The sequence below is a fragment of the Bradyrhizobium sp. Kon69 genome (assembly GCF_055807515.1).
Genome location: NZ_JBVVOS010000030.1, coordinates 36,418 through 62,974, shown reverse-complemented (window position 1 = coordinate 62,974; position 26,557 = coordinate 36,418). Strand labels below are relative to the sequence as shown.

Sequence of the window (26,557 nt, the reverse complement as noted above, 5' to 3'; positions counted from 1 at the left end):
CGTCGGCCATTCTCACCCAGCCAGTTTTGCCGACAGCCTGACTCCTACATGGCCTATCACTCGCCGAGCACGCACTGTGCACATTGCAAGCCATGATAAGCGGGGCTGATGATAGGAAGTTCTTTTCTTCTCCTACTCGAAACGGTTGTTGCGTTCCTTATCCTCGTGCCGCTCGCTCAATCGCTCAGCGTCAATAATTTTCTGGAGTCGCTCGTTTGCGGCTTGGACGACAGAAGCCAGCCCTGGCGTCATCACGCCTGGCAAAGCACTGAGGAGCGTTTGTCGCTTCTCTAACACGGTAGCAAGCGATCCGCTCCACATTGAGGGGTAAAGGCGCTGCACGATTTCGTTCATAACCAGAGTGGGATCGGGTGCTTTCTTTAGTAGCTCACCAATAAGGGGCCGCCACTCGGTCGCGGCGTTTTCATCGTTGCCGCTGAAAAGGATTGCCACGGAAGCCATGAGTGGATAGCGCAACGCAGGTGCGCGATCACACCACTTTAGGATGGCCTCGTCCGTAACACCGTCAAAAATATTCTGATGATAGCGGGAGAGGTTTTGAAAGAACCTCACGCTGCGCTTGATCCTGGCGGGAGGGCCAGAGAAGAGCTCGTCAAGCACTTCCGTCGAATGCACCCGCAACAACCCGTTCACTAGATCATCGTTGTCGTGGGCGCGGACATCGTGCCTTGATGCAGCATCAATCAGCTTACGGCTTAGCCGCCGGGCCGCGGAAGCACCTTCCGGTCCGCTAAGCGTTCCTCGCACCACCATGCCTAACTCGTGATCTTCCCGGTGGGCTCGCCCATTTGTGCGCTGGAATTCGAAATGGTCGAGGATTCGCCGGCCAGCCTCGCGAACCTCGGATGCGGGCGGGCGCTTGGCCTCTGCGTCAGAATGAAGGCGCATGGCAATGATTTCCAGCGCGACGGGGATGCCACCAGGATCCCGAGATATGGCAAGCAACAAATCCCGAAACTCGGGTCCAGGAATTTTTTCGCATGCGCGACCGTAGGCCAAGTTGTTGAATGCTTCGATCGGCGCCAAGCCGAGGTCGAGGGATTTATGCAAACGTCCAAGGGCAGGCCCATCGATCGTTGCTGAGGCCTGCAGCAGAGGAAAAGATTTGCCGAGTGTTGTACTGGATAGCGCTGCGTCAAGGACGACATCCCCGAGTGCCTGGTCGCGCTTCAATAGGCCCTGCAAGACCCCGCCGACCAAGGTCAGGCGCGCGTCCTTCATGGCTCCATACTGCTTGACGATCTCATCCCACACCGCTCGCGGGTCTTCCGCCGCCTCGGCAAGAGCCTCGCCAAACATGCGTGCCTTATCGTTGCCATTCATGAGCTCAGGCAAAAGGGCACGAAACGCGTTCTCATCCACGGCAACATCATGCGCCAGTTCCCTGATGGCCGCAGTCGCGCGCGCCGCTCGTACTTCATAGCTCTCTTGTGGCTTGCGCGGACTGGCGACCGAACCTGGAGCGCCAGACTCTTCGTCCTCCTCCTCATCCGCGAAATCTTCGAGATCGAGTGCCCCTCCGCGTTGCCCGCAAACGAGGCCTCGCACGCGGTTAATAAGGTCCTTCGGGCGAAGATACTCCTCCAGTTCCGTAAGCCGCTTCCGCAGGCCGGGTGGCATGGCACTGCCATCCAGCCGCCGCGCCTCGCGCGCCGCGACCCATCCATCGCGCCAGAACGTTGCGCCGGCAATGTCACGAGCGAGTTGGTCGAGCTGCTCAGCTTGGCCCGAGCGACTCCAAAGATCGCGGAACTCTTGGGAAATTGCCTTCTTCACAGCTGGCGCAATGGGACTATTCGAGAGAGCCACGCCGCGCGCCAACTTCAACGTCGCATCGAACCACGCTCGCACCTCGCCGCCATTAGCGGGATGATAACCGTGATCACGCGAGCGCGCGCCGAAATCAAAGTCATAGCTCGACATGAAGTGATCGGTTTTTAACATCGCTTCGATAGCATTGAGACCAACCGCACGCTCTTTCTCATCGTCAGATGACAATAGCCTTTCCGCGGCGTTTATCCGCATATCGATTGGTGCGTGGGTCCCGGACAGAACGATATAAAATAATGACGCGACGACTCGATTGGCGTCGCTGTCCTTTTCGCTGTCGGGAGTAAGTGCCGCGAAGGCTGTCAAAACAGCAATTGCGAGCTCGTAGAACGCGGGCTCATAGGCCAGCGACCGCAGTAGACGTACAAAGTGCTTGCAGCGATTAAGCGTCTCCAGGTCGTCCAACGCAACCGTGCGCTCGATCGCCGTTAGAACAGCCTCCGGAGCAACAGGAGCGATGTTAGCAAAGATCGCGCGACCGAGCTCGTTAAGATCGCCAACGTCGCGGAGAAGTCCGCCCGGCGCCAACCAGCCCTCCACAATCGCCTTGGCCTGCTTGCTATCATCGAGATACCCAAGACGGCGTGAAAACGAGCGCAACAAGCGTTCGGACGCATTATCCACCAGCAAGGACGCCACGCGGGCGGGTGGGATGTTCTGAAGCGCCATTTTGGCCAGGCGGTTCGCAATGGCGTGCGGCAGAACTGCGCGCCAGTGCGCACGCGCCTGAACGAGATCGCGGCGCTGCAGCTCCGCAACGCCCTGGTAGACCTCGTTCGCTGTTTTGCCGATGAGGTGTCCGAGGATGGGAAGCTCGGCATTTTCGCCGTCAAGAGTGTCACCCTCGAAGGAATAAACGAGCGAGCACGCTTGCGCGATTAATAGCAGCGAGGGGTCGGCATCGTGACGTTGTTGAAAAAGCCGCTTGAACAGCTCTTCATCACTTAACTCAGAGACGCGCTCCGTTTTTTCGATACGTGATGCAAGTGCAAGCGCGACCCGGGCGTTGCCATCGGAAAACACAGCAATCGTGCGCCCATCGACCTGAGAGAGGTCTGGATAACGCCGTATGACCAGCTTTTCAATTAGCTCGATCGACGACGTATCGAGGCGGAATACATCGGTGCCCTCAGGCTGGTCGTCACGAATATCGTATTCGATTGTGATGACGCTTACGGCCGATCCGTGTGCTCGGGCAACATCTGAAAGCGTTCGGTGCAACTCCGGAGGGCAATTGTCGATCACGAGGATCGCGCGGGTCTCATTGGCATTCAGGTCCGATGCCAGGCCGACTGGCGGCGGATTGGGCTGGTCCGCGACATTCGTGTAAATCGCATAGGAAGGATCGAGAGCGGCATCTCCCACCGATGGATCGAACAATGCTTCTGCCAAGCGGGTCTTGCCCACCCCTGATAGGCCGGCCAGCCGAACCACGCGCCCTGGTTTAGACAACACCTCGCGGATCTTGTTGATGCCATCGATCGCCGATATGCCATCGCCTTCGTCTTTGTCCCCGGTTCGAATACGCGCGTGCTCGTCGAAGAGGTAACTGCTCTCAGCACCTTCGGGTGCAAGCGACCATGAGCCGAAGGCCTTCCATCCGGGCACGGCCTTGCCGATTTTTTCTCGCACCCATGGGATAACGCCCGCGTGCTCGCGGACCCACGTTGCCATGCGGTGACGGTCGTAGAAATCAAGGACGAGCTTTCCGTCCGCCGTGGTGCCGGTCAGGGCCTCTGCCATCGCAGCGCGGCGGTCCTTCAATGCCGTGTCAGCCACGGAGCCCTTTGAACTGACAATGATGTACGCGCCGTCCAGATCGCCCAGTTCGATAATCGAGGGGCGCAGGGTCTGCGCCGGCTTAGGCTTCATCTCATCGAGGATATCTCCCCGAGGCATATCTTGGGACTTCACCTGGAAGGCCGTTTGCGGCTTAGGAATGAAGCCGTGGATCGGTGACCCGCCCGGCGCGGCAACGCGGACATCAAGACCGCCGTCCTTCGCAGTTTGATTACCGCCATAAGTCACGGCGGAGACCGAAAGACCTTGTCTGCGCATCTCGGCTTCACTGAGCCGGCCGACCAGTGTGCGAAGGTCTGTGTCGGTTAAATCCGCAATATCGTCGCCTGTGATTTCAAACATGGCTCAAAGCGAGTTTCTGTACGATGTGGGTTTCTTACAGGTAGTGCCTAAATGGGAGCGGCTTCGAGGTTACATCCGGAATCGCCGTGAGAATCTCGCCGATGTCGTCCGCGAAGCGCAGTGTCACGGGCAACCCGTCATTGAAGATGCACGTGTTGAAGTTGACCTTGGTGAGAGCTAGGATGTCAGCAATCACTTGCTCGAGCTTGGTGTCGCCGAACACGATCTTGACCTTGAGGGGCGTCGGCACTTCGCGCCCAGGGTAGGTCAGAAGGTGCGGCACGTAGCCCGCAGACCAGACGAAAGCATTGCGCTGGTCGATCTTCAGGGCGAGGCCACGCATCACGGCTTTGCGGCCCTCGCGGAAGAGTTTGAGGTCATTCGGCCGGAGGATCTGGATTCCGGTGACGGACGTGCCTTCCGGCGCCCCCTTGCGGAAGCCCCTGACCTCGTCGCGGTTGAAGCGGGTCCGGCCGTGGATAAAGACCTCGCGCGGCGGCTGCCGGTTGTGAAGGTTCTTGTAGGCTTCGACGCAACGGCGAACGATGTCCTCGGCTTTATCCTCTGACAGGTGGTATTCGCCGTACTTGTCGGAAGCCCATTGGCCGACGGCGCCCTTGAATACGATGCCTTCGCCGGTGTGAAGGAACATCTGCGCGCCGCAGCAAGCCTCCTTGGCTTCGAGCGGATTGTTGGTGCGCTTGAAGACGAGGCCGATGTAGCACACGCCGTCGCGAATGTCGGCAAGGGTCCACGGCTTCTCGCCCGCCTTGTAATAGATGCCGGTCGTGAGATTCCAGGCGACCGTGGCGTCGTCCTGCATCTTGCGGGAACGCTCGCCCTTGCTGTTGAGGTATTCGTGTGGGGCGATGGTGCTTTGGCGTACAAGCTGGGTGATGGCCTCGCAGCCGAGCAGCTTCGCCTTCAGCTGGTTGTGGAAATGATTTTCGAACAAGTGCTTCTCCGCGGCCACATTGACCTCATCGAAGAAGTCGGGCTCTTCCCAGAGTTCGATGGCTTTTGAGTGCGAGAGCGCCACTTTCGGTGCGATACCTTCAGCCTTGCTGATGGTCGAGCGCGGCCGGCACAGCTTCCACACTTCCTCGGTCACTATCACGAACCAGAGGGCGACCTTGGGATCCTCCTCTTCGACCCAGCGGATGATCGGCTTGGAGAACAGCTCCACGGTGTCATAGACGCGCTGATGCGGATCGTTCAGCTTGACCGTGAAATTCAGTTCGCAGGGATCGACCTCGATCTTGACCCGGGGGGCCTCGTCCCACGCGGTGCGGAATACCGCCTCGAACCCAGGATACGTGATTGAACTGCCGATTTTGGGATCAGCCGGAACAGCGTGCTTGAGTTTTGCCGCCCACGCCTCGAACTGGCGGATGCCGTCCGGCGTGCCGATGACGCCGTAATGGATGCCGTGAAGCTTCTTCGGGGGCCCGAACATCATCAGACCGTCCTTGGGGTCTTCGAGCAACTGTTCGAAGCCGAAGCGGAGCCGCGGCTCCGCGAACGTAAGGAGGCGCCGCACAGGCTGGGACTTATGGGGTTTCGTCATCGTCGTCCTCCGGCGAGGTATCCTCGACCAGTTCGATCTCACGCGTTTCGTCGAGGCCGTCATCGGCATCTTCGAAATACGTCCACGGGCTGGTGAAATTCATCGGCGTCATGGTGATGGTCAATTCCTGGCCGCCGCCGACCGTGCTGGCGAAGCTCTTGCCGCCCTTGGCGAGTTCGGAAGTGAATGCAAAGAGCCGGTCGCGCCATTCCTTGTTCCACCACTGCTTGCAGACGCTGCGGCGGGCCCTGTGCATCCGCTCGGGCTTCGACCACGGCTTGATCCCATCGTCGGTGAAGATGACGTGGTGCCTGAGCACGAGGCGCGGAAACGGCAGGAGCTGTGGTGAAGCCGAGAGCGCGTAGTGCCAAAAGCCGTCGGGAACCTTCTGGCCCTCCCTGGTGCGCTTGCTCTTGTTGCCCACTAACTGCCGGAAGGCGCGACGGCCGCGGAGCGCACGGTAATAGGCGCGGTTCTTTTCAAGTTGGCCGTTCTTGAAGAAACGCGCGGCAAGGCCACTTGCGAGCTCGAACATTCCGAGGCCAAGTGCGGTGAGGGCGCCTTCCCACGCCTGCCGGACGAGGTCGGTGACGATGTTGGTGGCATCGAAAGGGGCAATTTCAAGCGTCTTATCCCCGTCTTCGATGAAGGCTTCAGTCTTGGCCGCCGTGGCCGCCTTGAACGGCGCGTCGGAACCAAAATGCTCCCTGATCTCCCGGTCGGCGGCGAAGGTGATGAGGTGCGTGCCATGAACGCGGTGGGGATATGGGAAACCCGTGGCGCGCTTCTCGAGGGATTCCGCCGATCCCATGAAGGCGTGGAACTTGATCTCCTCGGGCAGATGCAACTTGAACCAGTTAGTGTAGCAGACCTCGTCGCTGATGACGATCCGTCGGCGGCGATCGAGCTGACGGGCATACCATTCCGCTACGCTGACAGGTCCCGCGAGGGGTGATTTCGGGATGTTTTCTCGCTCGAACAGCCTGAGCAGGGTCGCAAGCCCCTTTGACCAGTTCTCGTCGAACCGCACGATGTTCAGATCCGCCAAGGGCTTTTGCATTGCCTCAAACGGGAAGGCGTCGATTTTCAACGGGACGACGAAGTCGCGAAGCCCATATTTCTCCTGTGCCTCGAAGGCGAGACGTAGCTCCCGCAATGTGCCAGCCTTGCGATTGGATTCGAGCTCGGAGACGAAAAGGAAGCGGATCGCGTGCGCGTCGATGGCGTCCTCGATGTCCGACCAGAAGCGCTCACCCCCGAGGAGCTTGGTGGTATCGCACCATACCTCGTAACCCGCGATGGCGAGCTGGGTGGTGAGCCAGGTGGCGAAAGTGTTTTGCTGCGGGCTCGCGTGGCTAAGGAAGATGACGCCGCGCGTGGACGGAGGCGGCGCCGAAACCCCGGCACCGCTTTCAAAGAGCTGATCGTCAACATCACCCCGCATGACTGGCTCCCCTAGTGCTTGCGATCGCGCGGCGGGAACGGATCGTGGCCCGGCGCCACGGTGTCCGAATCCCGCCAGCGGCCGTCGCGGCCCTGAATACGGACCTCGCCGCCGCCCAGGTTGTGGACCGTGCGCTTGGCCGAGCGTTCGGCTTCACTTTGCTTGTGATGAACGCTCTCCGGCGTGGTCACGCCGCCTTTCTTCACGGCCCAATCGGGGCCATGCTTCACGACGAATCGGTCGTTCTTCGACATTGTAGTCTCCTTAAAAGGGTTGAATTCAAACTGCCGATGGGTTAAGAAACTATACGCACCCTCAGCGGGTGTCAATATAGTTTCTATACGCATTTTCGGGAGTGGGGATGAAAGCGGACGACAGCGGAATCAGGTGGGGCGTCGAGCAAAGGCTCGAATTCATCGAGTTCCGGCTTTTCTGGGAAGGGGCCCTAAATCGGTCCGACATCACCCGTTACTTCGGGGTGTCGGTACCGCAGGCTTCGAATGATCTATCGCGCTATCAGGAGCTTGCACCGAACAACATCGAATATGACCGCAGCCACAAGCGCTATTTTGCGAGCAAACGCTTCAAGCCAGTATTCCTGAAGCCCGATGCCGACAGCTACCTCAACCAGCTTCGATCGATCAGCGACGGCGTTCTGCCGGCGCAGCAAACATGGCTGAACAATTCGCCGGAATTTGAGTCGATGCCGCTCCCGCGGCGTCGCGTCGATCCTGCAATCCTTCGGACGCTTTTGGCTACGATACGCGAGAAGCGCTCGATTGAAATCCACTACCAATCCTTGACTCGTGCGGAAGCGATGTGGCGTTGGATTACACCGCACGCGCTGGGGTCCGACGGCCTGCGTTGGCATGTTCGCGCCTTCTGTCACCTCGATCGCATCTTCAAGGACTTTCTCCTGCCGCGTTTCCTGGAGTTGAAGGGCGATGCAGAGCCTGGTGCTCCGGCCGATGCCGATGAGATTTGGAACGACCATGTAGATGTGGTTCTTGTCCCCCACCCTGGTCTCACCAAGAGTCAGCGCCGAGTCGTTGCCCTGGATTTCGGTATGACCGGCGAATCCATCAAGGTGCCTGTGAGGCTCGCGCTTCTTTATTACTTCCTAAAGCGCTTAAATCTCGATGGCGATCCCGAACGGCGCGCGACGAAGGAGCAGCACGTCGTGCTCGGCAATAAGGCGGATGTGCGCGCCGCCATGAAGCGCGCGCAAGAACAAACGCCGCTCGCGGCATAACCAACAAGTACAAGCGGTATCACGATGACAGGTTTCGGTCCCCACAATCCCCACCCGCTCTCGCGTATGAAGACGGAGCTGGTCTGGGAAGGCAAATACGACGAGTTCGGCAACCGGCGCGAAGTGAACGTAAGCAATCTCGCGCTGCCTTTGCAGAAGATCGAAACGATCGACGAGCCGCGCTCGCGCGCGGACGAACAGGGTTCACTTTTCGACGTTTCCAAAGCCCATCGGGACGATTTTCGAAACAGGCTTGTCTGGGGCGACAACAAACTTATCGCGGGCTCCCTACTCGAAGAATTTCGCGGCAAGGTATCGCTTGTTTACATCGATCCTCCGTTCGATATCGGGGCCGATTTTTCGATGCGAATTCCGATCGGAGATGAACGCGAACAAGTCCAAAAGGACCAAAGCATCATCGAAATGATTGCCTACAGGGATATGTGGGGCAAAGGCGCTGCGTCCTATCTCAGTGTCATTTACGAGCGTCTCACGGTCATCAGCCAGCTCTTGTCGGAGCAAGGCAGCATTTACGTTCATATCGGTCCCAACGTAAATCACCTTGTTCGTGCGATGATGGCTGATGTGTTTGGACAAGAACGCGAACAGCGGGAAATTATTTGGAAACGCGTCGCGTCACGGAGCCATGGTCGCCACTACCCCGCGACACATGACTCGATATTGTTCTTCTCAAAAGGCGAATCTCCAATCTGGAACCAGCAGTACGAGCCACTCAATGAGAAGTATGTCGCTGATAAGTACAGATTTCAGGACGCGGACGGACGGCGCTTTCGCAAGGATAATTGCTTAAACCAAAATCCCGATCGTCCAAATTTGACGTACGAGTGGAAGGGTCACCTTCGCACGTGGCGCTGGACCAAGGAAAAGATGCAAGACCTGCATGATGCCGGTCGCTTGATTTACACGAAGAATGGAGTTCCGGAATATAAGCGGTATCTAGATGAGTCAGAAGGAGTTGCGTTGCAGTCGGTGTGGGCGGATATTCCGCCAGTGAATTCGCAGGCTTATGAGGACACCGGTTATGACACGCAGAAGCCAGAGGCGCTCCTAGAACGGATAATAAAGTCCTCCTCAAACGAAGGTGATATCGTTGCCGACTTCTTCTGCGGCTCCGGCACGACAGCGGCCGTCGCAGAGAAGCTGGGGCGGCGTTGGATTGCCTGCGATCTTGGGCGGTTTTCGATCCATACGACAAGGAAACGGCTGATCGGAATTCAGCGTGATCTCCATGAAGCCGGCAAACCCTACCGTTCGTTCGATCTCTACAATCTGGGCCGCTATGAACGCCAGTGGTGGCAGAAGGAGGCGCTAAACGGCGCCGACGACCAGCATCGCGCAATCGTCCTGAAGTTCTTCAAGGCCGAGACACTCGGCTCCGCGCCGTCCCCTCTTCTTCATGGCCGCAAGGGTACGGCGTTCGTGCATGTCGATGGCATCGATAGCATTTTCACGCGCCCCGAAGTCAAGGCGGTTGCTCAGGCGGTCGCGGCTGCCGGTGGTCGCGAGGTCTATGTCCTCGCATGGGACTTCGAAATGGACATCCGGCAGGTGACAGCGGCTGTAGAAGCCGAAACGGGCGTAAAGCTTCGGTTGAGCCGCATTCCTCGCGAGATCATGGAAAAAAACCGCGCTGAGGTGCCGCCCTTCTTCGAAGTTGCGGTGCTGGAGGCCGCGGCTGTTGTCCGCAAGGAAGGCAGGGAGCGCAAGGTCGATATTAAGCTCTTGAACTTCCTTCCGTCGCTTTCCGAGGTGCCGAGCAAGGAGTTGGAGGCCCTACAAGAGCGCGCTCTTGAGAGCGGCTTCGATTTCATCGACTTCTGGGCCATTGATTTCGACTGGAGGCCTAACCGGCCGTTCAATCACCATTGGCAAGAGTTCCGCACGCGCAGGGACCGCGCGCTCAAGACGGTGAGCGACGCGGGGCACGTTTATTCAAAGCCGGGAAAATATGTTGCCTGCGTCAAGGTAGTTGACGTCTTCGGGTGCGACACAAGCATTACGGTCGAGGTGGAGGTATGATTGATCAGAGTACGCCGGTTATCAACGCGGCTGCGCTGCAACCCCTTTTTGCGCCATGGGATGAGCCGAACCGGCACCGCGTGCGCGGGTCCAGCCCAGGCGCGCCGCCCGAGATCAAGACTTATCGGCGGCCTTCGCCCATCCGGCTGGTGAATCCGCTACGCGCGGCTGTCAAGGAGTGGCGTGATCTCCATTACCCAGGCGCGAGCGATACCACGCGGGAGTTGTTGGCGTACTGGTTTGAGCGCCCCCATCGTATTGCGACGGGCGCCGGGGACGATTTCGAGTTCCGGTACTATTTCTGCCAGCGGGAGGCGATCGAAACTTTCATCTATCTCCTCGAGATCAGGCGGCTCCACAATCTCTCTTCGTTGTTATTTGAGTATGGCGGCCCGAGCGGTGAGACGGAAGCCCTAGGCGTCCGGCCGGAGGACGATGAGTGGGCGCGCTACGCCTTCAAGCTTGCTACGGGTGCCGGCAAGACAAAATGCATGAGCCTTGCGATCGTGTGGAGCTACTTCCACGCTTTGCGCGAGACGGATTCCGAGATGGCGCGACACTTCGTGGTGATCGCGCCCAACCTCACAGTATTCGAACGGCTGAAGCAGGATTTCCGTCCCGAAGCGGGCGGTCGCGATATCTTCCTTGCTGATCCGCTCATTCCTTCCGAATGGCGCGGCGACTGGAATTTCTCGGTCGTCTTGCAAGACGAGGCCAGTGGCGCAGCGACTGGCGGCGGTCTTTACCTGACGAACATTCACCGCCTGTTTGATGGCCGCTCTGGCGGCGGCGAAAGCGACGAATACGATTGGGCCGGACCCGCCGTTTTAAAGTCAAAGGCATTGGAGACGGCCGCAGAACTCCGCGACCGCATCGCAGTGCATCGCCGCGTGATGGTGCTAAATGATGAAGCGCATCACGTGTGGGACCCAGGCTCGGCATGGAACCAAGCAATCCGCTCCCTTCACGACGTGATGAAGGAGCTGGGCGGCGATGGCGTGATATCGCAGCTCGATTTTTCCGCGACACCCAAGAACAATAACGGCCAGATTTTCCCGCATGTGGTTTGCGATACGCCATTGGGCGAAGCCGTTGACGCGGGCATCGTCAAGACGCCGGTTCTTGGCCGCACCAAGGAGATGATCGAACAACCACATGATGACGCCGCCTACCGCTTCGAGGCGCATCTACGACTTGGATATGAGCGCTGGCGCAAGAGCCAGGACGAATGGAAGAAGAGCGAGAAGAAGCCGCTTCTGTTCGTTATGTGCGAGAACACCGATGCTGCCGATCAAATCACGGCACGGCTAAACAACGATCCGATATTCGCTGGGCTGAACCAGAAGACAATCAACCTTCATACGAACCTGAAGGGCAAGATCAAGACCATCAAGCAGGAAGGCAAGCGGATCGAGGTCTTTGTCGAGGATGAGAAGGCTATCTCCGATGAGGATTTGAAAGCGATTCGCCGCATTAGCCGCGAGCTGGACAGCAATCAGAGCCCCTACAACTGTATCGTATCGGTGCTGATGTTGCGTGAGGGCTGGGACGTTCGAAACGTCACAACGATTGTTCCGCTTCGCGCATTCAGTTCTTCCGCCAATATCCTGCCCGAGCAGACGCTCGGCCGCGGCCTTCGCCGCATGACACCGCCCGGCCAGGCAAACGAGCTGGTAATCGTTATCGAGCATCCGGCTTTTGCAAGCCTTTACGAGCAGGAGCTCGAACAGGAAGGCTTGCCGATCGAGATTATCGACGCGGAAAAAGTCCCCGCCACGACGGTCACCATCTTTCCGGACGATGCCAAGAATTTCGACAAGCTCGACATCGTCCTACCGGTCCTCTCCGCTGCACACGAGATCCAGCCCAAGCTGGAAGGCCTTACCATTGAAAACGTGCGAGAAAAGTCCCGCGAGTACAAGTCGCTGCCGCTTGGCAGCAAGGGGGCAACCGAAGTCAAATACGAAGGTCGTCACCTCATCACGGATGAGGTGGTCGAGGAGATGCGCGTCAGCCTCCCGCTTCTTCGGAACGGCCTTACGGCGATCTCCTTTTATGTGCGTGAGCTGGAGGCGGCCTGCAAAGTGCAAAGCACCCATTCGATCCTCGCGCCGCTTTTGCAGACGTTCCTCGGCGAGATTTTGTTTGGGGAGAAGGTGTCGCTTGTCGACCCGCGTTTGGTCGCGCGGCTTTCAGATCCCGATGTGCGAGAACACATTCGGGCGGTCTTCGTACCCCTTATCCGTGCACGCACTGTCAAGACCGAGAAGCGCCGACTTGCGAGAGAGGCAGAGACGGTGCGCCACTGGAAACCCTACCAGGCGACCTTCTCGGAGCAGCGTCCGGCAATGAAGGCCGGCCGCACCCTGTTCAATCTTGTTCCCTGCAACCGCTCGCTCGAAGTCGCGCTCGCGAAGTTCGTCGATGTCGCGCGGGACGTCGCAGCTTTTGCAAAGAACGCGGGGCCGCAAGCGGTTCGCATCGACTATCTAACGATCGACCAGCGGCTTGCTTTCTACACGCCGGATTTCTTCGTACGCGGCGATGATGGCACACTTTATCTGGTCGAGACGAAGGGTCGCCAGGATCGCGATGTGCCGAAGAAGGCCATGGCTGCGATCGAGTGGTGCAAGACGGCATCGCGCAGCAAGACCAAATGGGAGTATGTTTTTATCCCACAAAACGTGATGGAGGGGCTTGCTACCGACAAGTTTGCTGATCTTGTTCGTGCGTGCGCGCCCGCGTTGCAGAATCTGCTTAGCGAAACCAGCCGCGAGCCAGAATTGCCGTTGTTTGGGCCTAGGGAAGGTCATGACGCCGAGAACTTCTTTGGTGCGGCGACCTTGGCCAAACTTGGACCCCGGGCCAAAAAGGCCGCGGAAGACGCCCTGGAACTGTATCGGTATTTGGAGAAGAAGACTGATACAACGAGCCTTGCGCCAGTGTTCAACACGCTGCTTGGTTCAGTCGATGAAGCTGCAAAGACCTTCATCATCAAGTTGCTTCAACCCAAGGTGCCGATCAATCGTCTTGACCAGCAGCGCTGGTTTGAGCCGGACCTCTCAGCAGTTCCTCATCGTGAAGTTCGGCATTTCCAGAATATGGCGGCTTCTCTCAAACGCGCGCTGGTCTATGGCTCGGTCCACTCTGCGATCGGCCTGGCACGCTCGTGCCTTGATCACGCGGTTCAGGGTAAGCCCCCTTTGAAAGGCGTCTTTGAGGGCGTGCGAGAAGCCTTTGTTATTTCTAACGCAAAGGGGCATTTGATGAGGATCACAGAGCTGAACGATTTCCGGAATATGTATGTTGCTCATCACGAGAAGCCGCTCACGGATAGACCGCTCGCTGAAAAGAACCTCAAAGCCTGGGTCACGACGCTTTCCCTGCTGCGCGCGTAGGTCGCAAGCGCGACTCTTTGGAGACTACCCCGTGGCACGCAACGCTAAAGTTTCACAAGCGATCTATCGGCATCACCTCAGGCTCAATCGGTTCCTCAACGACGCGTGGATTTTCACGACGTTGACACGCCCAATGCTGAAAGAAAAAGGCGACGCGCTGGTCGCGAGCAAGTCGAAACGGAAACGAGAATATCCTGTTCCGAAGAAGGGGGACACAGTAATCAGCGAGCGCCGGGACGAAGACGTGGGAGCGCTCTTTCTCGCGCAGCATGGCCGAGGCATCTTCGACACCCACCTCATATCCATCATCTCGCGGATCGAAGCTTTCATTCAGGATTGCATGTTTGAGGTCGTAAAGAAGTATCCTGAAAAGCTCTCCATCATCGGCGGAAAGTCTGGTATCCCGCTGGACCTCTATCTCCAGCACGAGGATCGTGACGATTTGCTGGAAGCCTATATCGCCCTGCGGTGCCAGGATTTGATGTTCGGGAAACCATCGGACTATCTGGCGAAAGCGGCGGAGGTGCTTTCGATCCAACTCAAGCCGGATCTTGTCGCAATCTACGTTGAAATGAAGGCTTCTCGCGATTTGTTGATCCACAACGGCGGCCTGATCAATCAGCTCTACCTCGACAAGGCGGGCCGCAAGGCGCGGGGGAAGATCAATGAGGAACTCGATATTGACGAGGACTACTTTGCGGAGGTGATCATGAATGCCAAAATGTTATCAGGCGCCGTCCAAAGAGCGACTGAAGAAAAATATCGATGAAGACCCAAGCCACGGCCTGTGACCTAGCTTACTCGCGAGGATAAGTGTGAGTGTCCAAACCCCTCGGACAATAGGACGTAAGCCGTCCTTCAGTCCCGACCGCTACGGCAACCCCGATAACGATCCGCGCGGAGCTTACTTCGCTGCGCCTCTCACTTACCTTGGTGTGCGGCACAATCGTCAGTACGAGTGGAGAGGACACGCTCCGCCGCCGGGCCGACGCTGGAAGTTCACTCTAGAACAAGCAGAGGCGGCGGATGTGGATGGCCGCATCCATTGGCCAGCCAAGGGCGGCGCCCCTCGGCTCAAAAGATATTTGGCGGATGAGGAGACGCCTCCGGATGAGGAGAGTCTTCCGCGCACATCGGTTGAACGTGCACTGCGTTCCATGTTGCACGCCTTGGCGCAAGAGATCGTCCGAACGCCAGATTACCTAGCGCAGGTCGAGTGGCGTGATCTTGAGCGATTGCTCGGCGAGGTGTTGTCAGGATTGGGGTTTGGCGTATTGGTTACGCGGCCTGGACGTGATGGAGGCTTCGATCTGGAGCTAAGCTGCGACGAAGCCGGTCAGCAAGAAGCTTATCTTGTGGAGATCAAGCATTGGGGTGCCCCTTCAAGACCGGGGCCCGGCGTGCTGGAACGTTTCTTCGAGGTGGTGCTGTCAAGGCGGGCCAACGGTGGTCTAATTCTGTCGAGTTCCGGCTACAGCGCACCTGCGCTCGCAGGGCGCTCTGAAATTGCTCGTGAGTTGGTTCGATTGGGAAGCGCCAACAAAATTGTCGGACTCTGCCAGTCCTATGTCAGTCGCGGACACGGTCTCTGGACCCCAATTAGCAGTCTTTCCACGATTTTATTCGCTGACACGTATTAAAGTTGCCCAGCACCAGGACAACAGATCGGCTCACGCATCGAGAGAGCCACCCATCGTTGCTGATTTCTGCCGGCGCGGCGTGACTTTGTGCGGGGCGACGAACCGTTTCCTTCCGCGCATTCGCAATCCAGGTACGCAGCTTATCGACGTCCTCGCTGCCGGCAATGAGAGCAAGGATCTTTGCGTGATCAGGTATCTGAAATGCCTTGAATCACGAAAACGGGCGCAGCTTAGTAATTCCTTGAGCGTGCCAAGAAACCGTTCGAAGGATATCTCGTTGTGTTTCCGACTGGGCGCATGCGGATTCGCCGCACCGGTGCTCTCGTAAACCGAGCCGCATAGGCGTCTCGGCCATTCGGCTTCGATCACGCTCGCGCGAATAAGGGGAGCGGCCACGCCGCTCATGTCGCTTCTTCCTGTTACTAAGGGGCTGCGCCCTTGGCGCGCGCAAGGCATCCAAACGCTCCGCGCCGCCTCCACACGTCTCCCGCAAGGGCGGGGCCCTCGTGTGGACCCTCGGCGCTCCGCGTTCGGAGCCTCCTTGCACTTGCCTACTGCCTGCTCGCCACGAGGGCAGGGTTGCAGCAGCAGCTGCAACCAGAAAGCAAGGAGGCAAGAATGAAATTGATCACCGACGAAATCCACAACATCCTGCTCACCAACGGCCAGGCCAACGCGAGACGCGAAGAAACCATCGACTTCAACCCCGCTGTCAAGCTGTTCTGCCCATGGGGTGCGGCGACATGGCTCCTCACCGAACTTGACCCCGAAGACCCGGACATCGCTTTCGGCCTCTGCGATCTCGGCATGGAATGTCCCGAACTCGGAAACGTCCGCATCAGCGAGCTTGAAGAATTGCGCGGCCCCGGTGGCTTGACCATCGAGCGCGATCTCTTCTTCACCGCGCATAAAACCCTTTCCGGATACGCCGACGAGGCCCGGCGCCTCGGGCGCATCGACGCGTAAGGGGGCCATCATGACTCCACGGCAAGAGCTGGTTGCCTGTGATCTTGCGTACGCCCGCTAGATCCGCCCAGCTTGAAGCGGAAAAGGAAGTGGTCTGAAACCGGCGCGGCGACGGGCAACGCCACGTCGCTGTTCCTATTGTTGATAGCGAAGGCGCCGCAGAAAGGTGCGACCCGTCACCAGCACCACATGAAGGCGGAAGGTGCTGTGATCCTCGTCTGATAACCCCGGATGCGAGCCATCGGTGTGCAGCATCTTGAATAGGCCGTTGATGTAGTTCTTGCCGTCATCCGTCCACTCGTTGCGATCCTTGGCAAGAAAGCCAATCTTCGCCAGCAGCGCGCGGCGGTTCTCGGAGGTTAATACGTCTGTCTTGTCCGCCCCATCGCAATACCGCGCGATTTCATCGAACAAGCCTTCAAGGAAAGTGCGGAACTGCGCATTGGCCGCCGCCCAATCCCCACGCGCATGCGCCTCAATCCCCTGGTCGAGATGGCCAAGCGGCTCAACGAAACTAAAATGCTTCAAGAGTTGATGCACCTCGTCATCGACTTCCGGAAGCCCAAGCTCTTCCGGCAGCGCCTTGCGCAGATGCGGCACTCTTTGGTCGTCGAACTCCACCACATAACCGTCGCGGGCCAACCCACGCGCGAAGGCGATCTCGTTCGGGTGAAGGGACGCCACGCGCATCGGCTTGACCGCTTCACGAACCACCGCCTCCGCCAAGGACATTCGACCCTCCAGCGTATCGAGGAGATCATCACGCCGCTGCACGAGGATGCGGCCCAGTCTGTCGGCTTTTTTCGACACGCTGATCGACGTGTCAGACGGAATCTCTTCGTCGAGTCCGAGGCGCAGCACCATGTGATTGAATGCAGCTTGCGACAGGCTCGTATCCAAAAACGCGACGGCGGCGATGAGGGTTGGACGCGTAAACGGCACGGAGCCCATCAGATCATGACGCCTTCAGATGCCCGGCAAGTGCGTCAAGAGATGTCATGGCGGTGGCGAAATCCGGTTTGTCGCCATAGACCATGTCGCGCTGGAAGGTGGCGTAACCGTCGATAAACACCTTGTCTTTCGGGATGCCTTCAATGGCGCGGAGTGTCTCGGCGAGAGGGTCCTTCTGATAGGCCGGGAAACTTTTGCCACGCGTCGCGGCATCGTCCTTCATCACCTCGCGCGCGAGCGCGGCGACTTCCTTGCCGTCATACGCCTGGCGCGTCATGTGCAAATCATAGATGTGCCGCACCAAGGTCGGGTCGCGATCCTTGCGCAAACCGGCAAGTTCCGACCCTGCACGCCATGTGAGGCCCGTGAGCTTTTCCGCAGCCGTTTCCAGCACGGATGAGCACGGGATCGAGGCAACCTCAGGGGCAAGCCCGTTAGCCTCGGCGTAGAAAGACGCGATCGGCTTATCGATCGCAGGCTGCCGCAGCGGCCAGAGCGAAAGCTCGATCTGCACGCCGCCGGGGCGGAGCCCGCCGCCTTGCGCGAGCGCTTCATAGGGAAGCATGTATTTCGTGTATTCGCCGCCATACATCACGCGGCGGTGCTCTTCGTTAGCGGGATCGAACACGAAACCCGCGCCGAGCAACGCCTCGGTGACGCTCTTACGGAGCTTGCGAAGCGTGTTCGACGAGGGCTTGCTGTCGCTGACGATCTTGAGGTCAATGTCTTCCGACATCCGCTTTGTCAGCTTGTAGGCCCGGCTCAACGCTGTGCCGCCACCGAACACAAGGCGGAGATTACCCGTGTCGAGCGCAGCAATCGCCGCCAATGCCTGGGCCACGTGCCAGTCTTTCTCGACAAGCCCTGCGCTCGGCAAGCCAAAGTGATCCTGCACATCGACCAGTTCGTCGAGCGTTGGTTTACCGCTCAAGGACCAACTCCGCGTTGCGATAGCGCAAATGCCGGGAGAAACGGCCTTTGACGCGCACGACCGGATTGATAGGGACTTGCGTCGAGCGGCCTTCATTGTAGGCGCGCTGCGCCTCCGTTGGCTCCCATTCGACGCCGAGCTTATCAAGCGCTTGCTGCGCGACACCCAAGAAACCTTCACGGCTGCTCAGGACGGCTTTGCCGCTCAAGCTGGATGGTCGCGCACGGCCATAGATGCCGTAGCCGAGCCGCACCAACTGACCTTCATCGACCAGCGTACGCAGGGTGCGCAGCACCTGATCCTCGCCACCGAGCTTCTTGAACTCGCGCGTGAGAAACACGTCTTCGCCTTCCTTCCGGGCGATTCGATGCTCGATCTTTTGACGTAAGGTCAGCTTGCGCGGCATATCGGGCCTCCTTGCAAAAACCCGACATCAATATAGGCAAAAACCCGACATATAGCAATAAAGACCATAGCAAAATCAATTATATAATAAATATCAACGGGATAGTTCGGGCGCCGACGGAAGTAGAGGAGCCGGGCCCTTGGGTCTCGCCTCCTTCCAACGCCTGTCGCCGCGCGATCCCATCCGCTGGCCAAGCGATCCACGCAATCGTCCCATTCGATCGACTTGCATCGCGCCTCCGCTTTCTTCGCCTCGGTTCATCCTAACGGCTTGTGCGGCGAAAGATGTGGGAATGTCTGGTGCCGGCTGAAAGCCATGCCTGTCGCGCGCCATGGAAAACTGCCCCCTCGGTGCCATGAGGAATTGCCCCCTCCTTGAATAGCCGAGGAGAGAGCGAATGAAGCAGGAACCAATCACTGAAGGCTCGTCGTGGATTGATCCACGGGAGCAGGTACTGAATCCACCGCGTGCCGGACGGCACCGTCTCGATCGAGGTTGCCAAGGCCGGTTCGATGAAGCCGGGCAACGGCGCCTTCACGCCGATTGCCGCGGGTCTTTTACGCTGAAACGCCACTGAAGCACTCCACGCAACAGCTGATTCAAACTGACACAGGTGAATCGTTCCGGAACCCGTGAATCCTCTGCTGCGTTGGTTTGTCATCAAATCCGACAGGAGGAGCCGATGGCGGCAGCGAGTACCACGGCTGGATGCAGGACCGCGCTGATCCGCACGCCCGCGTCTGCATGCATCCGCGCAAGTGGAAAGCCGTCCACCTGTTCGGACGATGCAAATGCCCATCCTTGATGCGATTCCTGCGAGGCACCAGTCCACAACGTGCATTGGCCGATCACCGAACTTGGGCCGGTGGCTCTGGCGCGGTTTGGGCGACTCACGCTACCCATCATTCCCGATCACCTCACTGCACAATGGGAATGAAATGGTTGCTGCCACCCGTGAATTGCTGGCATCTGGTTACGCGCTTGAAGTGGACGGCCGGCTCAAAGCTGAATTTACAACCAAAGACGGCGCCAGGGCAGGTGGCGAAGAGCTAAAGAAGCGTTTTCCCATGCTGCAGATCAGGATCTATGACGCGCAGACCAATGCGCGCGAGGAAATCTAGATCCGCTGATTCAAGTTGTGGCGGAGTTGCTCGGCCGGAGCGCGCGCGGCTGCCGCCGCACCGGGCTCTCGTGGACCGAGCCGCTTTGCGTCTCGGCCGTACGGCGTCGATCCCCCGCGAAGGGATGCGGAGCTCCTCGCCGGGGCACTCGGAAAAGGGGCCACCGTCATGAGTATGCCGGCCGATGCAGCCTGGGCCGAGGAGCGATAAGGCGACATCCGCGACTATGGTCGTCCCGACCACCACTCTGTGCGGTTAAGAGGGTGCCCGGGAACGGGGCAATGAGAGCGACGATGGCGCGGGTTATTTGGCTATTGCCAATCCATCTTCCCAGTGGTCCCAATGACGGCCAACGTCGTCATGAGACGAAGGCCTTGAGCGAAGACATCGGGGTGCGCATCAAACTCCTTTGTATGGACTCCGGCCAGTCCATGTCCGCCCTTGGTGACGCCGATGGAAAAGTACAGCGCGGGCATGACGTCCGTATAATATGAGAAATCCTCCGAGAACATGCCGCGCCCAGGATGGGTCTCCAGCGCCCCGGGCCATGCCCGTGCGAGAGGCGGGATGATCTGCTCGAACAGCGCAGGGTCGTTTCGTGTCGCCGGCGCACCCGCTCGGATCGTCCAGTCGTAATTTACAGTCGCCTCCGCTGCCATTCGCGAGACAAGCTGATCGAGCTTGTCCTTGAGTGAGGACTCGCCGTTCTCGCCCTGTGCGATATTCTCGAAGCTGCGGATGGTGCCGCTGACATCGGCCTCCGCGGGGATAACATTGCCTGCATTGCCATCGGCGAGGAGTCGTGTGACCGAAATGATGACAGGCTTGTTAGCGATATCAAGGTGACGGGCCGGATACTCAGACAGCTCGACCGCCATGCGCGCGGCGACGAGCGGTGTATCGCTGCCTTCATTGGGCGCCGCCGCGTGCGAGCCCGTCCCCTTGATTTTGAGATGAAAGTAGTTGCTTCCGGCCAGGGCAAAACCTGGTGCGATGGCGATGGTCCCTATCGGCATGCCCGGAGCGACATGTTCGGCGAAGATTGCCTTGACCCCGAGGCGTTCGAGAATCTTCTCGTGGACAATGTCATCGGCGCCGCCCGGGGTTTCCTCGGCCGGTTGAAACAAGAAGACGATCTTTCCTGAAATACGGTTCTTGTTGGCGATCAGAATGGCAGCGGTGCCGAGCAAGATCGATGCGTGGATGTCGTGACCACAATTATGCATCAAGCCGTCGATCCGTGAGCGCGGGGTGTGAGACATTGGCTCGACCGCGTTGAGCTCGAGGGGGCGGGCATCCATCTCAGCTCGCAGTGCAATAACTGGTCCCGGCCTGCCGCTATCAAGAATTGCGATCACGGCCGTCGGCGCTTCGGTCGAGACGATAAACTCCGTGAAGCCAAATCCCTTCAGCGCATCCAGAAGATACACCTGGGCCTTGAACTCCTTCTTCCCCAGCTCGGGATTCTCATGCAGGAACGTGTAGGCGCTTCGTACAGGCTCTGTCATCGACGCAATTGCGGTCGACAAATCTGCGGCGACCGCCGGTGCGCGGCCAAAGAGCGCCAGCAGGCTGAGACCAATGACGGCCATTTTTTGCATCGATGCCTCAACCCTCGTAAGAGGACGAAATTACAGGCCTTGTCGAGCCTTGTTCCAATCGAGAGGCGCGATCAATCGAGCTAACGTCGATCACAGACCACGGTCCCCAGATAGGTTACGTTTGGCGCGGCCAGCTTGGTAAAATCAATGTCCATTGATCCGCCACCGAGTGTCGCAATCGTCCCGGAGGCGTTGAAATTCACGCCCGAAATCGCAAGCGCGGCCGCATTGATCTGGTCGATGGTAGCGAGGATGCCTTTGACTGCATTGCACATTCTGGGGAATTGATCGCCGGGCCTGCATTCCGCTGCTCGGAAGCAATTGGCGAGCTTCTCATAGATCGCCTCTATCCTGCCTGTGACCTCGCCCAGCTTCTGATTGGCCCGTTTCAGCCGCGCCGTTCCCGCCACTTCTGCGAACCGGTCGTTGATTTGATCCGGCGACAGATGCTGGAGCTGCCACTCGGCAACAATTCGATCGAGATCTGCCTTCGAGAGCGGGGGTCTTATCTCGGCCTGCCCCTCCACTATCATGCTTCGGCCATTGCCAAGTGTGTTGATCGCACTCTTGTAAGGTGAGGGGGCCTCGAGTGTGGACGAGGACGGCTGACCGAGTATTTCGTTGATGTACCCGTCCGCACGAGCCTTCTGCTCGTACACACGAATGAGAGCCATGGAGGCAACGAAAACCGCTGTGGCGCAGAGGGCAAGGAAGCCCGCGAATATGAAGAAATGAATACGCGAGCGGAGATACTGCTCCGCGGTCATTCCCTTCGGCACGACGCGGCCAGTTTCGATACGTATCGCCTCCAGGCGATCTCCTTCTTTCAGCTTCTCGATCTTGTCCATCAGGATCTGGAAGCGTTTCACCCGCCACGCAATCAGCGTCCAGGCGAGGACCGTTGCCAGGTACGCGATAAGGGCGAGAGGGCTCGCCGCCGCCGCGGGTATGGCATTTAGAAAGGCGCCAATTTCTTCGATCATAGAGTTTGCAAGTAATGGTTGCGGTATGCTTTTGCAAAGTGCAAATTGGATGCGATTTCCATATATCAAATCATAGGTTGTGGTCCGAGTTAAGATGTTTAGGAGGCTTGCTTGAAAATTCTTTGCGTCTCTCTGCTAAAGAGCGCTCTCTGCTGTCTAGGCTTGGCAGGCGCGATCTTCCTTTCGATTGAGCTCCCCGTCTTTGCACAGTCAGCTGATCCTGCGGTCCGGTCCCAACCGTCCAAGGTCGAGCTTGCGCAGCGGCTATCAGCGGCGATGTCCGCGGCCCGAGAAAAATTTATCTCGGATTTCGGGCCAAACGCATTTGACCGCGCGGACTATCCCGGTGGCAAGACTCTCGGAGACGTCTGGACGGATTATCTGGGACGTGCCGGATATCCGAGCTCCCTTGCGGAGCGGCAAAGATTCGCCGGGATCCTGCGGGCTGAGCTCGACCAGCAGGCCGCGCTTGTACTTGTGATGGCGCCTGCCCGCGACGAGGCTATCGAGCATCTGGTCGTCTCGCTGAGGCGGATCGTCTCGGGGGGATCGGCAAGACTGGCCGTGCGTCAAGACCCCAACGGGGGGCGCTTCTCGGTCATGTTCGGAGAGGACACGTCCATCCAAACCACGCTACAGGCGGACGACGGCTCGAGCTATCAGCCGCGGTCTGGCGATGAGATCGCCTGGCAATTCACCTGTGCTGGAAAATTGCCTGACCTGAATGCCAGCGTCCGCGGTTGCTACGACAAGAATTACGGGTACTTGATGGCGAATTCAGCAAAGCGCCCCCTGGAATCGGCACAGGGACGATATGTTTTCCAGGGGACCAGATCCACCGGCGAACAGATGATGCTCGAAGCGCCGAGTGGATTCTGCAGGCCTATCTTCCTGGAGCTCAAGTCCGGCGCGCGCAAGCTCGAAGTCGAGATTGTCAGGGCTGGAAAGTAACTCGGCTCTCCCGGAGAGGTGCTTGCTATCCGGTCTTGCGGGCTCGGCGCAGGAAGCGGCGGGCCATTAGCCCGACGAGCATGACGTCATCGGCCCGCGGGCTCATCGGCCGGAAGGGAGAACACAATGGGGCGTCGTCCCGTGAGCAAGGGCTCGCCGCTTCCGGTTCAAAGGTTGCAGCGCCGTGCTCTCGGCCGACTGTCGCATTTGACAGAATTGCGACGCGGCGGCGCTAAGAAACCTACTCGCACGGCGGAGGAGGTCGCTCAGAATCAGTTCTGTACGGAACGTACCAAGGGCGCGCTGTCTGCGAGGTGGATAACGCGTTAGCCGTGTTGAATGTGAGGCCGAATCCGTACCACGTGCGTGCACGAAAGCAGTAGCAAGACGATCATTTGCGTTGCCGCATTGAGTGACGACGACGGACGATTATGTGTTTGGGGGAGCATAGTGACGAATACTGAAATTCCGTTCGAAATCGATGACAGCAGAACCGTTGATGAAAACATCTCGGCGCTCTCGACCGCGCTCAAGCGGATCGACGATCCCATGGCAGACGTCCTGTCGGGGGCACTGTCAAGCCTCAGCCTGGACATCGCGCTCGATCACGATGCACTCCTGGACGCGTTGTATGCAGCGACGATGCCTGTCGAATCCCAGCAGACCGCCTCCGAGCAAGGCCCTGCACAATGAGCGGCTGGTATCTCCAGAAGGTCTCTATCGAAGGCTTTCGCGGCATCAACAACGAGGGTGCCCCTCTCGTCCTCAAACTCAAGACGGATTGCGTCAACTCCATCTCCGCGCCCAACGGGGTAGGAAAGACATCGATCTTTGATGCGGTGGTCTACGCGATCACCGGCCGAATTCCCAAGCTCGATGATCTGCCCGCGGCCGAAAAGGGCTCGTCTTACTATCTGAACCGCTTCCATGCGGGTGGTGTGGGAACGATCACCCTGACCCTTATGCCTGCCGGCGGCGGCGCCGAGGTCGATGTGACCGTCCGGCGCGATGCCGCCGGCGGGCGAACCGTTGCGGCTAGTGCAGGAGCAGACGGAAATGCGATCCTGGCCGACCTCAATCGCGAGTTCGTCCTTCTCGATGGAAAGACATTTCAGGACTTTATCGATCTTGCGCCGCAGAAGCGCGGGCGGTCGTTCGCGGGGCTGCTGGGCCTGAAGCGTTACTCGTCGCTGCGGCAAGGGTTGGCCTCGCTGACAAACACGAGGGCATTCAACAATCACTTCGGTGTCGCCGGCAAGGAAGCCAAGCAAAATAGTGCGGCCGTATCCGTCCAGCGGGCCCGAGGCAATATCAAGGAGGCCTTCACGGCGCTCGTCGGCGACGAATACGATCCGGCCGAAGCCGAGGCGACGATGCTCGCGAAGGCGCATTCCGCCCTCAGTGGCATCGAACTGCTCAAACCCCTCTGCGAGGGGCGGAGGTTCGAGGAGATCGATCCTTCAAGTTGCGTCGATGCAGCGAAAGCTGCCGAGGGAGGTGAGGCAAGGACAGAACTCGCGAAAATCCTGCGCGACGAGGCGAGGTGGTCAGAGGCCGTGAAAGCCGCGCCAAGCGAACAGCATGCCAAGCGCCTCGTGGACCTGGCCGATGCTCGCGACGCCGCCTTAAGACTTACGCAAGGAGATCTGTTTCGTCAGCTCTACGGTCTCAGCGAAACCATCCTTGAGGATGACAGTTGGGCTGACAAGTGTCTCTGCCCGACATGTGATCAATCCGCTCCCGGTTCGATTCTCGATCACGTTCGCGACAAAATCGCGGCGTTTGAGGCCGTGGAGACTGCTTCTGCCAATCTGGCTCGAGAGTGGACCGAACAAGGCTGGAATCAGCTTGACGAGCTGGAACGGTTGGGCCGCCAGGAAGATGAGCCGGCCCAGCTCTCCGATGCAAAGGACGTCGGACTGAAGGGGACGCTGGACGGGGCGCGCGCACGCGCGCTCGCCGAATGGCTGAAGATGCTCACGAAGCGCGCGCTCGCCAATGTCAAAGAGTTGTCCGACAGGAAACTTACCCTGGAGAAGGGCCTTCCCGACAAGCTCACGGCTGTGGTGGAAAAGGCTGAAGCCGCACGCCGTCTTCAGAGCAATTTGTCGGACCTGCGCGCCGCGCGGAGAGAGCAGTCCGCCATCACTGCAGACCTTGCGCGAATTGCCCGGGTCAAGAGCTTCCTTGACACAGCCAGCTCCTGCTTCGCAAGCGCCGAATCCGCGGCAAGTGCGCGTCGGCTCGCTGCGATCGAACCCGTCAGCCGAAATATCTTCGCAGCGATCATGTACACCGATGTCGTGCCGGCCCTGAGGAAGCGCGCCGGCAGCGAGGATCTTTCCATCTCGCTTGCTCAGTTCTGGACGCTGCCGGACGTCTCAGCCCAAGCCGTTCTCTCCGAAAGCTATCGCAACGCCTTCGCGATCAGCGTCTATTTGGCGGCCGCTTCGCTCTATGGTGGGGGCGCCAAGTTTCTGATTCTCGATGACGTCACATCGAGCTTTGATTCCGGACACCAGTTCCACCTGATGAACGTGTTCAAGGAACAATTCGCCCGGCCCGGCGTCCCCGATGGCCCACAGGTCATCCTTCTCAGCCACGACACTGTCCTCGAGAAGCTGTTCAACACAAATGCCAACGAGGGCGGCTGGTGGCATCAGTGCATTCAGGGCACGGCACGAACATCGGTGCTGCCACAGTCGGGCGCAATCCATAAGATCCGCGATGCGACTCACGCCTTTCTGGATACCGGCAACACCGATGATGCCGCTCCCCGTATCAGGCAGTACCTCGAGTTCAAGCTCGAGGAGATCATCTCCAAAGTCGGCATTCCGGTGCCTATCGGCATTGCCTTCAACGACGACAAGCACATGGCGAAAAACCTGATAGACGCCATCAGGGCAGCCGTCGATCTCCACGAAGCGGCTGGCCGCCTGGTCCTGGAGCCTGCCCAACTCGCCGGCCTCGGAACCTCGGTGGCAACCATCGTGAGCAATTACCTCTCGCATTGGGCGACGGGGCAGACCCATGCGTTCACGGCCCCGGCCCTGAAAGGGGTCATGCAAGCGATCGAGAATTTCGCGGGTTGCTTTCACTTCGAGCATCCGGCAGGCTCGAGCCAATACCGTTACTACCGGTCTCTTGGTCAAAGGATGTGAGGCTGGGCAGGGCGGCTTGAGCCGGCCGTAAAATCATCATGGCGCGACTTCTCATGGCATCGGCCGTCGAGGAGAGTTAGAGATAGCGTATCCTCGAAGCCAACACAAACTGCCTTCGACGGGGCTTAGGCTCTGCCCAGGCGCTAAGAATT

20 protein-coding genes are annotated in these 26,557 nt (G+C 58.8%); 10 read left to right on the top strand and 10 right to left on the bottom strand.

Annotated features, from left to right (window positions below; translation table 11 throughout):
* Positions 1-132 precede the first annotated feature (132 nt).
* The 4 genes from AC0L3U_RS31615 to AC0L3U_RS31600 are packed head-to-tail and all read right to left on the bottom strand — an operon-like array spanning position 133 to position 7,258.
* Positions 133-3,993 (bottom strand): hypothetical protein, encoded by a 3,861-nt coding sequence (locus AC0L3U_RS31615; protein WP_259219265.1) that lies wholly within the window; start codon positions 3,991-3,993, stop codon positions 133-135.
* A gap of 34 nt (positions 3,994-4,027) precedes the next feature.
* The gene (locus tag AC0L3U_RS31610) at positions 4,028-5,560 is read right to left on the bottom strand and encodes an argonaute/piwi family protein (RefSeq protein WP_259219267.1); all 1,533 of its coding nucleotides are present in this window, start codon (positions 5,558-5,560) and stop codon (positions 4,028-4,030) included.
* Positions 5,544-7,004, bottom strand: a complete 1,461-nt coding sequence (locus tag AC0L3U_RS31605) for a toll/interleukin-1 receptor domain-containing protein (protein ID WP_259219268.1) — start codon at positions 7,002-7,004, stop codon at positions 5,544-5,546. The genes AC0L3U_RS31610 and AC0L3U_RS31605 overlap by 17 nt, the downstream gene beginning before the upstream one ends.
* An 11-nt stretch (positions 7,005-7,015) precedes the next feature.
* Complete coding sequence (locus AC0L3U_RS31600; RefSeq protein ID WP_259219270.1) at positions 7,016-7,258, bottom strand: DUF2188 domain-containing protein; 243 nt, start codon at positions 7,256-7,258, stop codon at positions 7,016-7,018.
* A 107-nt stretch (positions 7,259-7,365) separates the two neighbouring features.
* On the opposite strand from AC0L3U_RS31600, the gene AC0L3U_RS31595 reads away from it, so the two are divergent.
* From AC0L3U_RS31595 to AC0L3U_RS31575, 5 genes are all read left to right on the top strand, one after another.
* The gene (locus tag AC0L3U_RS31595; RefSeq protein ID WP_259219271.1) at positions 7,366-8,256 is read left to right on the top strand and encodes a BrxR family helix-turn-helix transcriptional regulator; all 891 of its coding nucleotides are present in this window, start codon (positions 7,366-7,368) and stop codon (positions 8,254-8,256) included.
* Positions 8,257-8,322: 66 nt separating this feature from the next.
* Positions 8,323-10,296, top strand: a complete 1,974-nt coding sequence (locus AC0L3U_RS31590; RefSeq protein ID WP_473280335.1) for a DNA methyltransferase — start codon at positions 8,323-8,325, stop codon at positions 10,294-10,296.
* A complete protein-coding gene (locus AC0L3U_RS31585; protein WP_259219273.1) occupies positions 10,293-13,694 on the top strand; it encodes a DEAD/DEAH box helicase family protein in 3,402 nt (1,133 codons plus the stop codon). The genes AC0L3U_RS31590 and AC0L3U_RS31585 overlap by 4 nt, the downstream gene beginning before the upstream one ends.
* Before the next feature lie 31 nt (positions 13,695-13,725).
* A complete protein-coding gene (locus tag AC0L3U_RS31580) occupies positions 13,726-14,463 on the top strand; it encodes a hypothetical protein (RefSeq protein WP_259219274.1) in 738 nt (245 codons plus the stop codon).
* A gap of 259 nt (positions 14,464-14,722) precedes the next feature.
* Complete coding sequence (locus tag AC0L3U_RS31575; RefSeq protein WP_259219275.1) at positions 14,723-15,334, top strand: restriction endonuclease; 612 nt, start codon at positions 14,723-14,725, stop codon at positions 15,332-15,334.
* Positions 15,335-15,364: 30 nt separating this feature from the next.
* Here AC0L3U_RS31575 and AC0L3U_RS31570 read toward each other — a convergent pair whose 3' ends face one another.
* On the bottom strand, positions 15,365-15,739 hold the full coding sequence (locus tag AC0L3U_RS31570) for a hypothetical protein (protein WP_259219276.1): 375 nt from the start codon (positions 15,737-15,739) through the stop codon (positions 15,365-15,367).
* A 213-nt stretch (positions 15,740-15,952) separates the two neighbouring features.
* On the opposite strand from AC0L3U_RS31570, the gene AC0L3U_RS31565 reads away from it, so the two are divergent.
* A complete protein-coding gene (locus AC0L3U_RS31565) occupies positions 15,953-16,300 on the top strand; it encodes a DUF2958 domain-containing protein (protein WP_259219277.1) in 348 nt (115 codons plus the stop codon).
* Between the two features lie 135 nt (positions 16,301-16,435).
* Here AC0L3U_RS31565 and AC0L3U_RS31560 read toward each other — a convergent pair whose 3' ends face one another.
* The 3 genes from AC0L3U_RS31560 to AC0L3U_RS31550 are packed head-to-tail and all read right to left on the bottom strand — an operon-like array spanning position 16,436 to position 18,588.
* Positions 16,436-17,251: a hypothetical protein gene (locus AC0L3U_RS31560; RefSeq protein WP_259219278.1), complete on the bottom strand. Its 816-nt coding sequence runs from the start codon at positions 17,249-17,251 to the stop codon at positions 16,436-16,438.
* 4 nt (positions 17,252-17,255) lie between these two features.
* A complete protein-coding gene (locus AC0L3U_RS31555; RefSeq protein WP_456652743.1) occupies positions 17,256-18,182 on the bottom strand; it encodes a nucleotidyl transferase AbiEii/AbiGii toxin family protein in 927 nt (308 codons plus the stop codon).
* On the bottom strand, positions 18,172-18,588 hold the full coding sequence (locus AC0L3U_RS31550; RefSeq protein ID WP_259219281.1) for a DUF6088 family protein: 417 nt from the start codon (positions 18,586-18,588) through the stop codon (positions 18,172-18,174). Before AC0L3U_RS31550 ends, AC0L3U_RS31555 begins: the two co-directional genes overlap by 11 nt.
* 938 nt (positions 18,589-19,526) lie before the next feature.
* Between AC0L3U_RS31550 and AC0L3U_RS31545 the strand changes: the two genes are divergently transcribed.
* Complete coding sequence (locus tag AC0L3U_RS31545) at positions 19,527-19,709, top strand: hypothetical protein (RefSeq protein WP_259219282.1); 183 nt, start codon at positions 19,527-19,529, stop codon at positions 19,707-19,709.
* A gap of 311 nt (positions 19,710-20,020) precedes the next feature.
* Here AC0L3U_RS31545 and AC0L3U_RS31540 read toward each other — a convergent pair whose 3' ends face one another.
* Positions 20,021-21,310 carry a M20 metallopeptidase family protein gene (locus AC0L3U_RS31540; protein WP_259219283.1) on the bottom strand — a complete coding sequence of 430 codons (1,290 nt, stop codon included), beginning with the start codon at positions 21,308-21,310 and terminating at the stop codon, positions 20,021-20,023.
* An 80-nt stretch (positions 21,311-21,390) separates the two neighbouring features.
* Positions 21,391-22,293 carry a hypothetical protein gene (locus AC0L3U_RS31535; protein ID WP_259219284.1) on the bottom strand — a complete coding sequence of 301 codons (903 nt, stop codon included), beginning with the start codon at positions 22,291-22,293 and terminating at the stop codon, positions 21,391-21,393.
* 111 nt (positions 22,294-22,404) lie between these two features.
* Between AC0L3U_RS31535 and AC0L3U_RS31530 the strand changes: the two genes are divergently transcribed.
* The 3 genes from AC0L3U_RS31530 (at position 22,405) to AC0L3U_RS31520 (ending at position 26,405) form a co-directional block, all read left to right on the top strand.
* Positions 22,405-23,244, top strand: a complete 840-nt coding sequence (locus AC0L3U_RS31530) for a hypothetical protein (protein WP_259219285.1) — start codon at positions 22,405-22,407, stop codon at positions 23,242-23,244.
* A gap of 450 nt (positions 23,245-23,694) precedes the next feature.
* Positions 23,695-23,937 (top strand): hypothetical protein, encoded by a 243-nt coding sequence (locus AC0L3U_RS31525; protein ID WP_259219286.1) that lies wholly within the window; start codon positions 23,695-23,697, stop codon positions 23,935-23,937.
* The gene (locus AC0L3U_RS31520; protein ID WP_259219287.1) at positions 23,934-26,405 is read left to right on the top strand and encodes an AAA family ATPase; all 2,472 of its coding nucleotides are present in this window, start codon (positions 23,934-23,936) and stop codon (positions 26,403-26,405) included. The genes AC0L3U_RS31525 and AC0L3U_RS31520 overlap by 4 nt, the downstream gene beginning before the upstream one ends.
* Positions 26,406-26,557: the final 152 nt, after the last annotated feature.

What these genes read in the sequence shown, in the direction of transcription:
- AC0L3U_RS31535 (WP_259219284.1), bottom strand. Translation starts at nt 22,293, where the DNA reads ATGATCGAAGAAATTGGCGCCTTTCTAAATGCCATACCCGCGGCGGCG.
- AC0L3U_RS31520 (WP_259219287.1), top strand. Translation starts at nt 23,934, where the DNA reads ATGAGCGGCTGGTATCTCCAGAAGGTCTCTATCGAAGGCTTTCGCGGC.
- AC0L3U_RS31540 (WP_259219283.1), bottom strand. Translation starts at nt 21,310, where the DNA reads ATGCAAAAAATGGCCGTCATTGGTCTCAGCCTGCTGGCGCTCTTTGGC.
- AC0L3U_RS31615 (WP_259219265.1), bottom strand. Translation starts at nt 3,993, where the DNA reads ATGTTTGAAATCACAGGCGACGATATTGCGGATTTAACCGACACAGAC.
- AC0L3U_RS31585 (WP_259219273.1), top strand. Translation starts at nt 10,293, where the DNA reads ATGATTGATCAGAGTACGCCGGTTATCAACGCGGCTGCGCTGCAACCC.
- AC0L3U_RS31570 (WP_259219276.1), bottom strand. Translation starts at nt 15,739, where the DNA reads ATGAGCGGCGTGGCCGCTCCCCTTATTCGCGCGAGCGTGATCGAAGCC.
- AC0L3U_RS31600 (WP_259219270.1), bottom strand. Translation starts at nt 7,258, where the DNA reads ATGTCGAAGAACGACCGATTCGTCGTGAAGCATGGCCCCGATTGGGCC.
- AC0L3U_RS31610 (WP_259219267.1), bottom strand. Translation starts at nt 5,560, where the DNA reads ATGACGAAACCCCATAAGTCCCAGCCTGTGCGGCGCCTCCTTACGTTC.
- AC0L3U_RS31605 (WP_259219268.1), bottom strand. Translation starts at nt 7,004, where the DNA reads ATGCGGGGTGATGTTGACGATCAGCTCTTTGAAAGCGGTGCCGGGGTT.
- AC0L3U_RS31565 (WP_259219277.1), top strand. Translation starts at nt 15,953, where the DNA reads ATGAAATTGATCACCGACGAAATCCACAACATCCTGCTCACCAACGGC.
- AC0L3U_RS31545 (WP_259219282.1), top strand. Translation starts at nt 19,527, where the DNA reads ATGGTTGCTGCCACCCGTGAATTGCTGGCATCTGGTTACGCGCTTGAA.
- AC0L3U_RS31560 (WP_259219278.1), bottom strand. Translation starts at nt 17,251, where the DNA reads ATGGGCTCCGTGCCGTTTACGCGTCCAACCCTCATCGCCGCCGTCGCG.
- AC0L3U_RS31595 (WP_259219271.1), top strand. Translation starts at nt 7,366, where the DNA reads ATGAAAGCGGACGACAGCGGAATCAGGTGGGGCGTCGAGCAAAGGCTC.
- AC0L3U_RS31590 (WP_473280335.1), top strand. Translation starts at nt 8,323, where the DNA reads ATGAAGACGGAGCTGGTCTGGGAAGGCAAATACGACGAGTTCGGCAAC.
- AC0L3U_RS31550 (WP_259219281.1), bottom strand. Translation starts at nt 18,588, where the DNA reads ATGCCGCGCAAGCTGACCTTACGTCAAAAGATCGAGCATCGAATCGCC.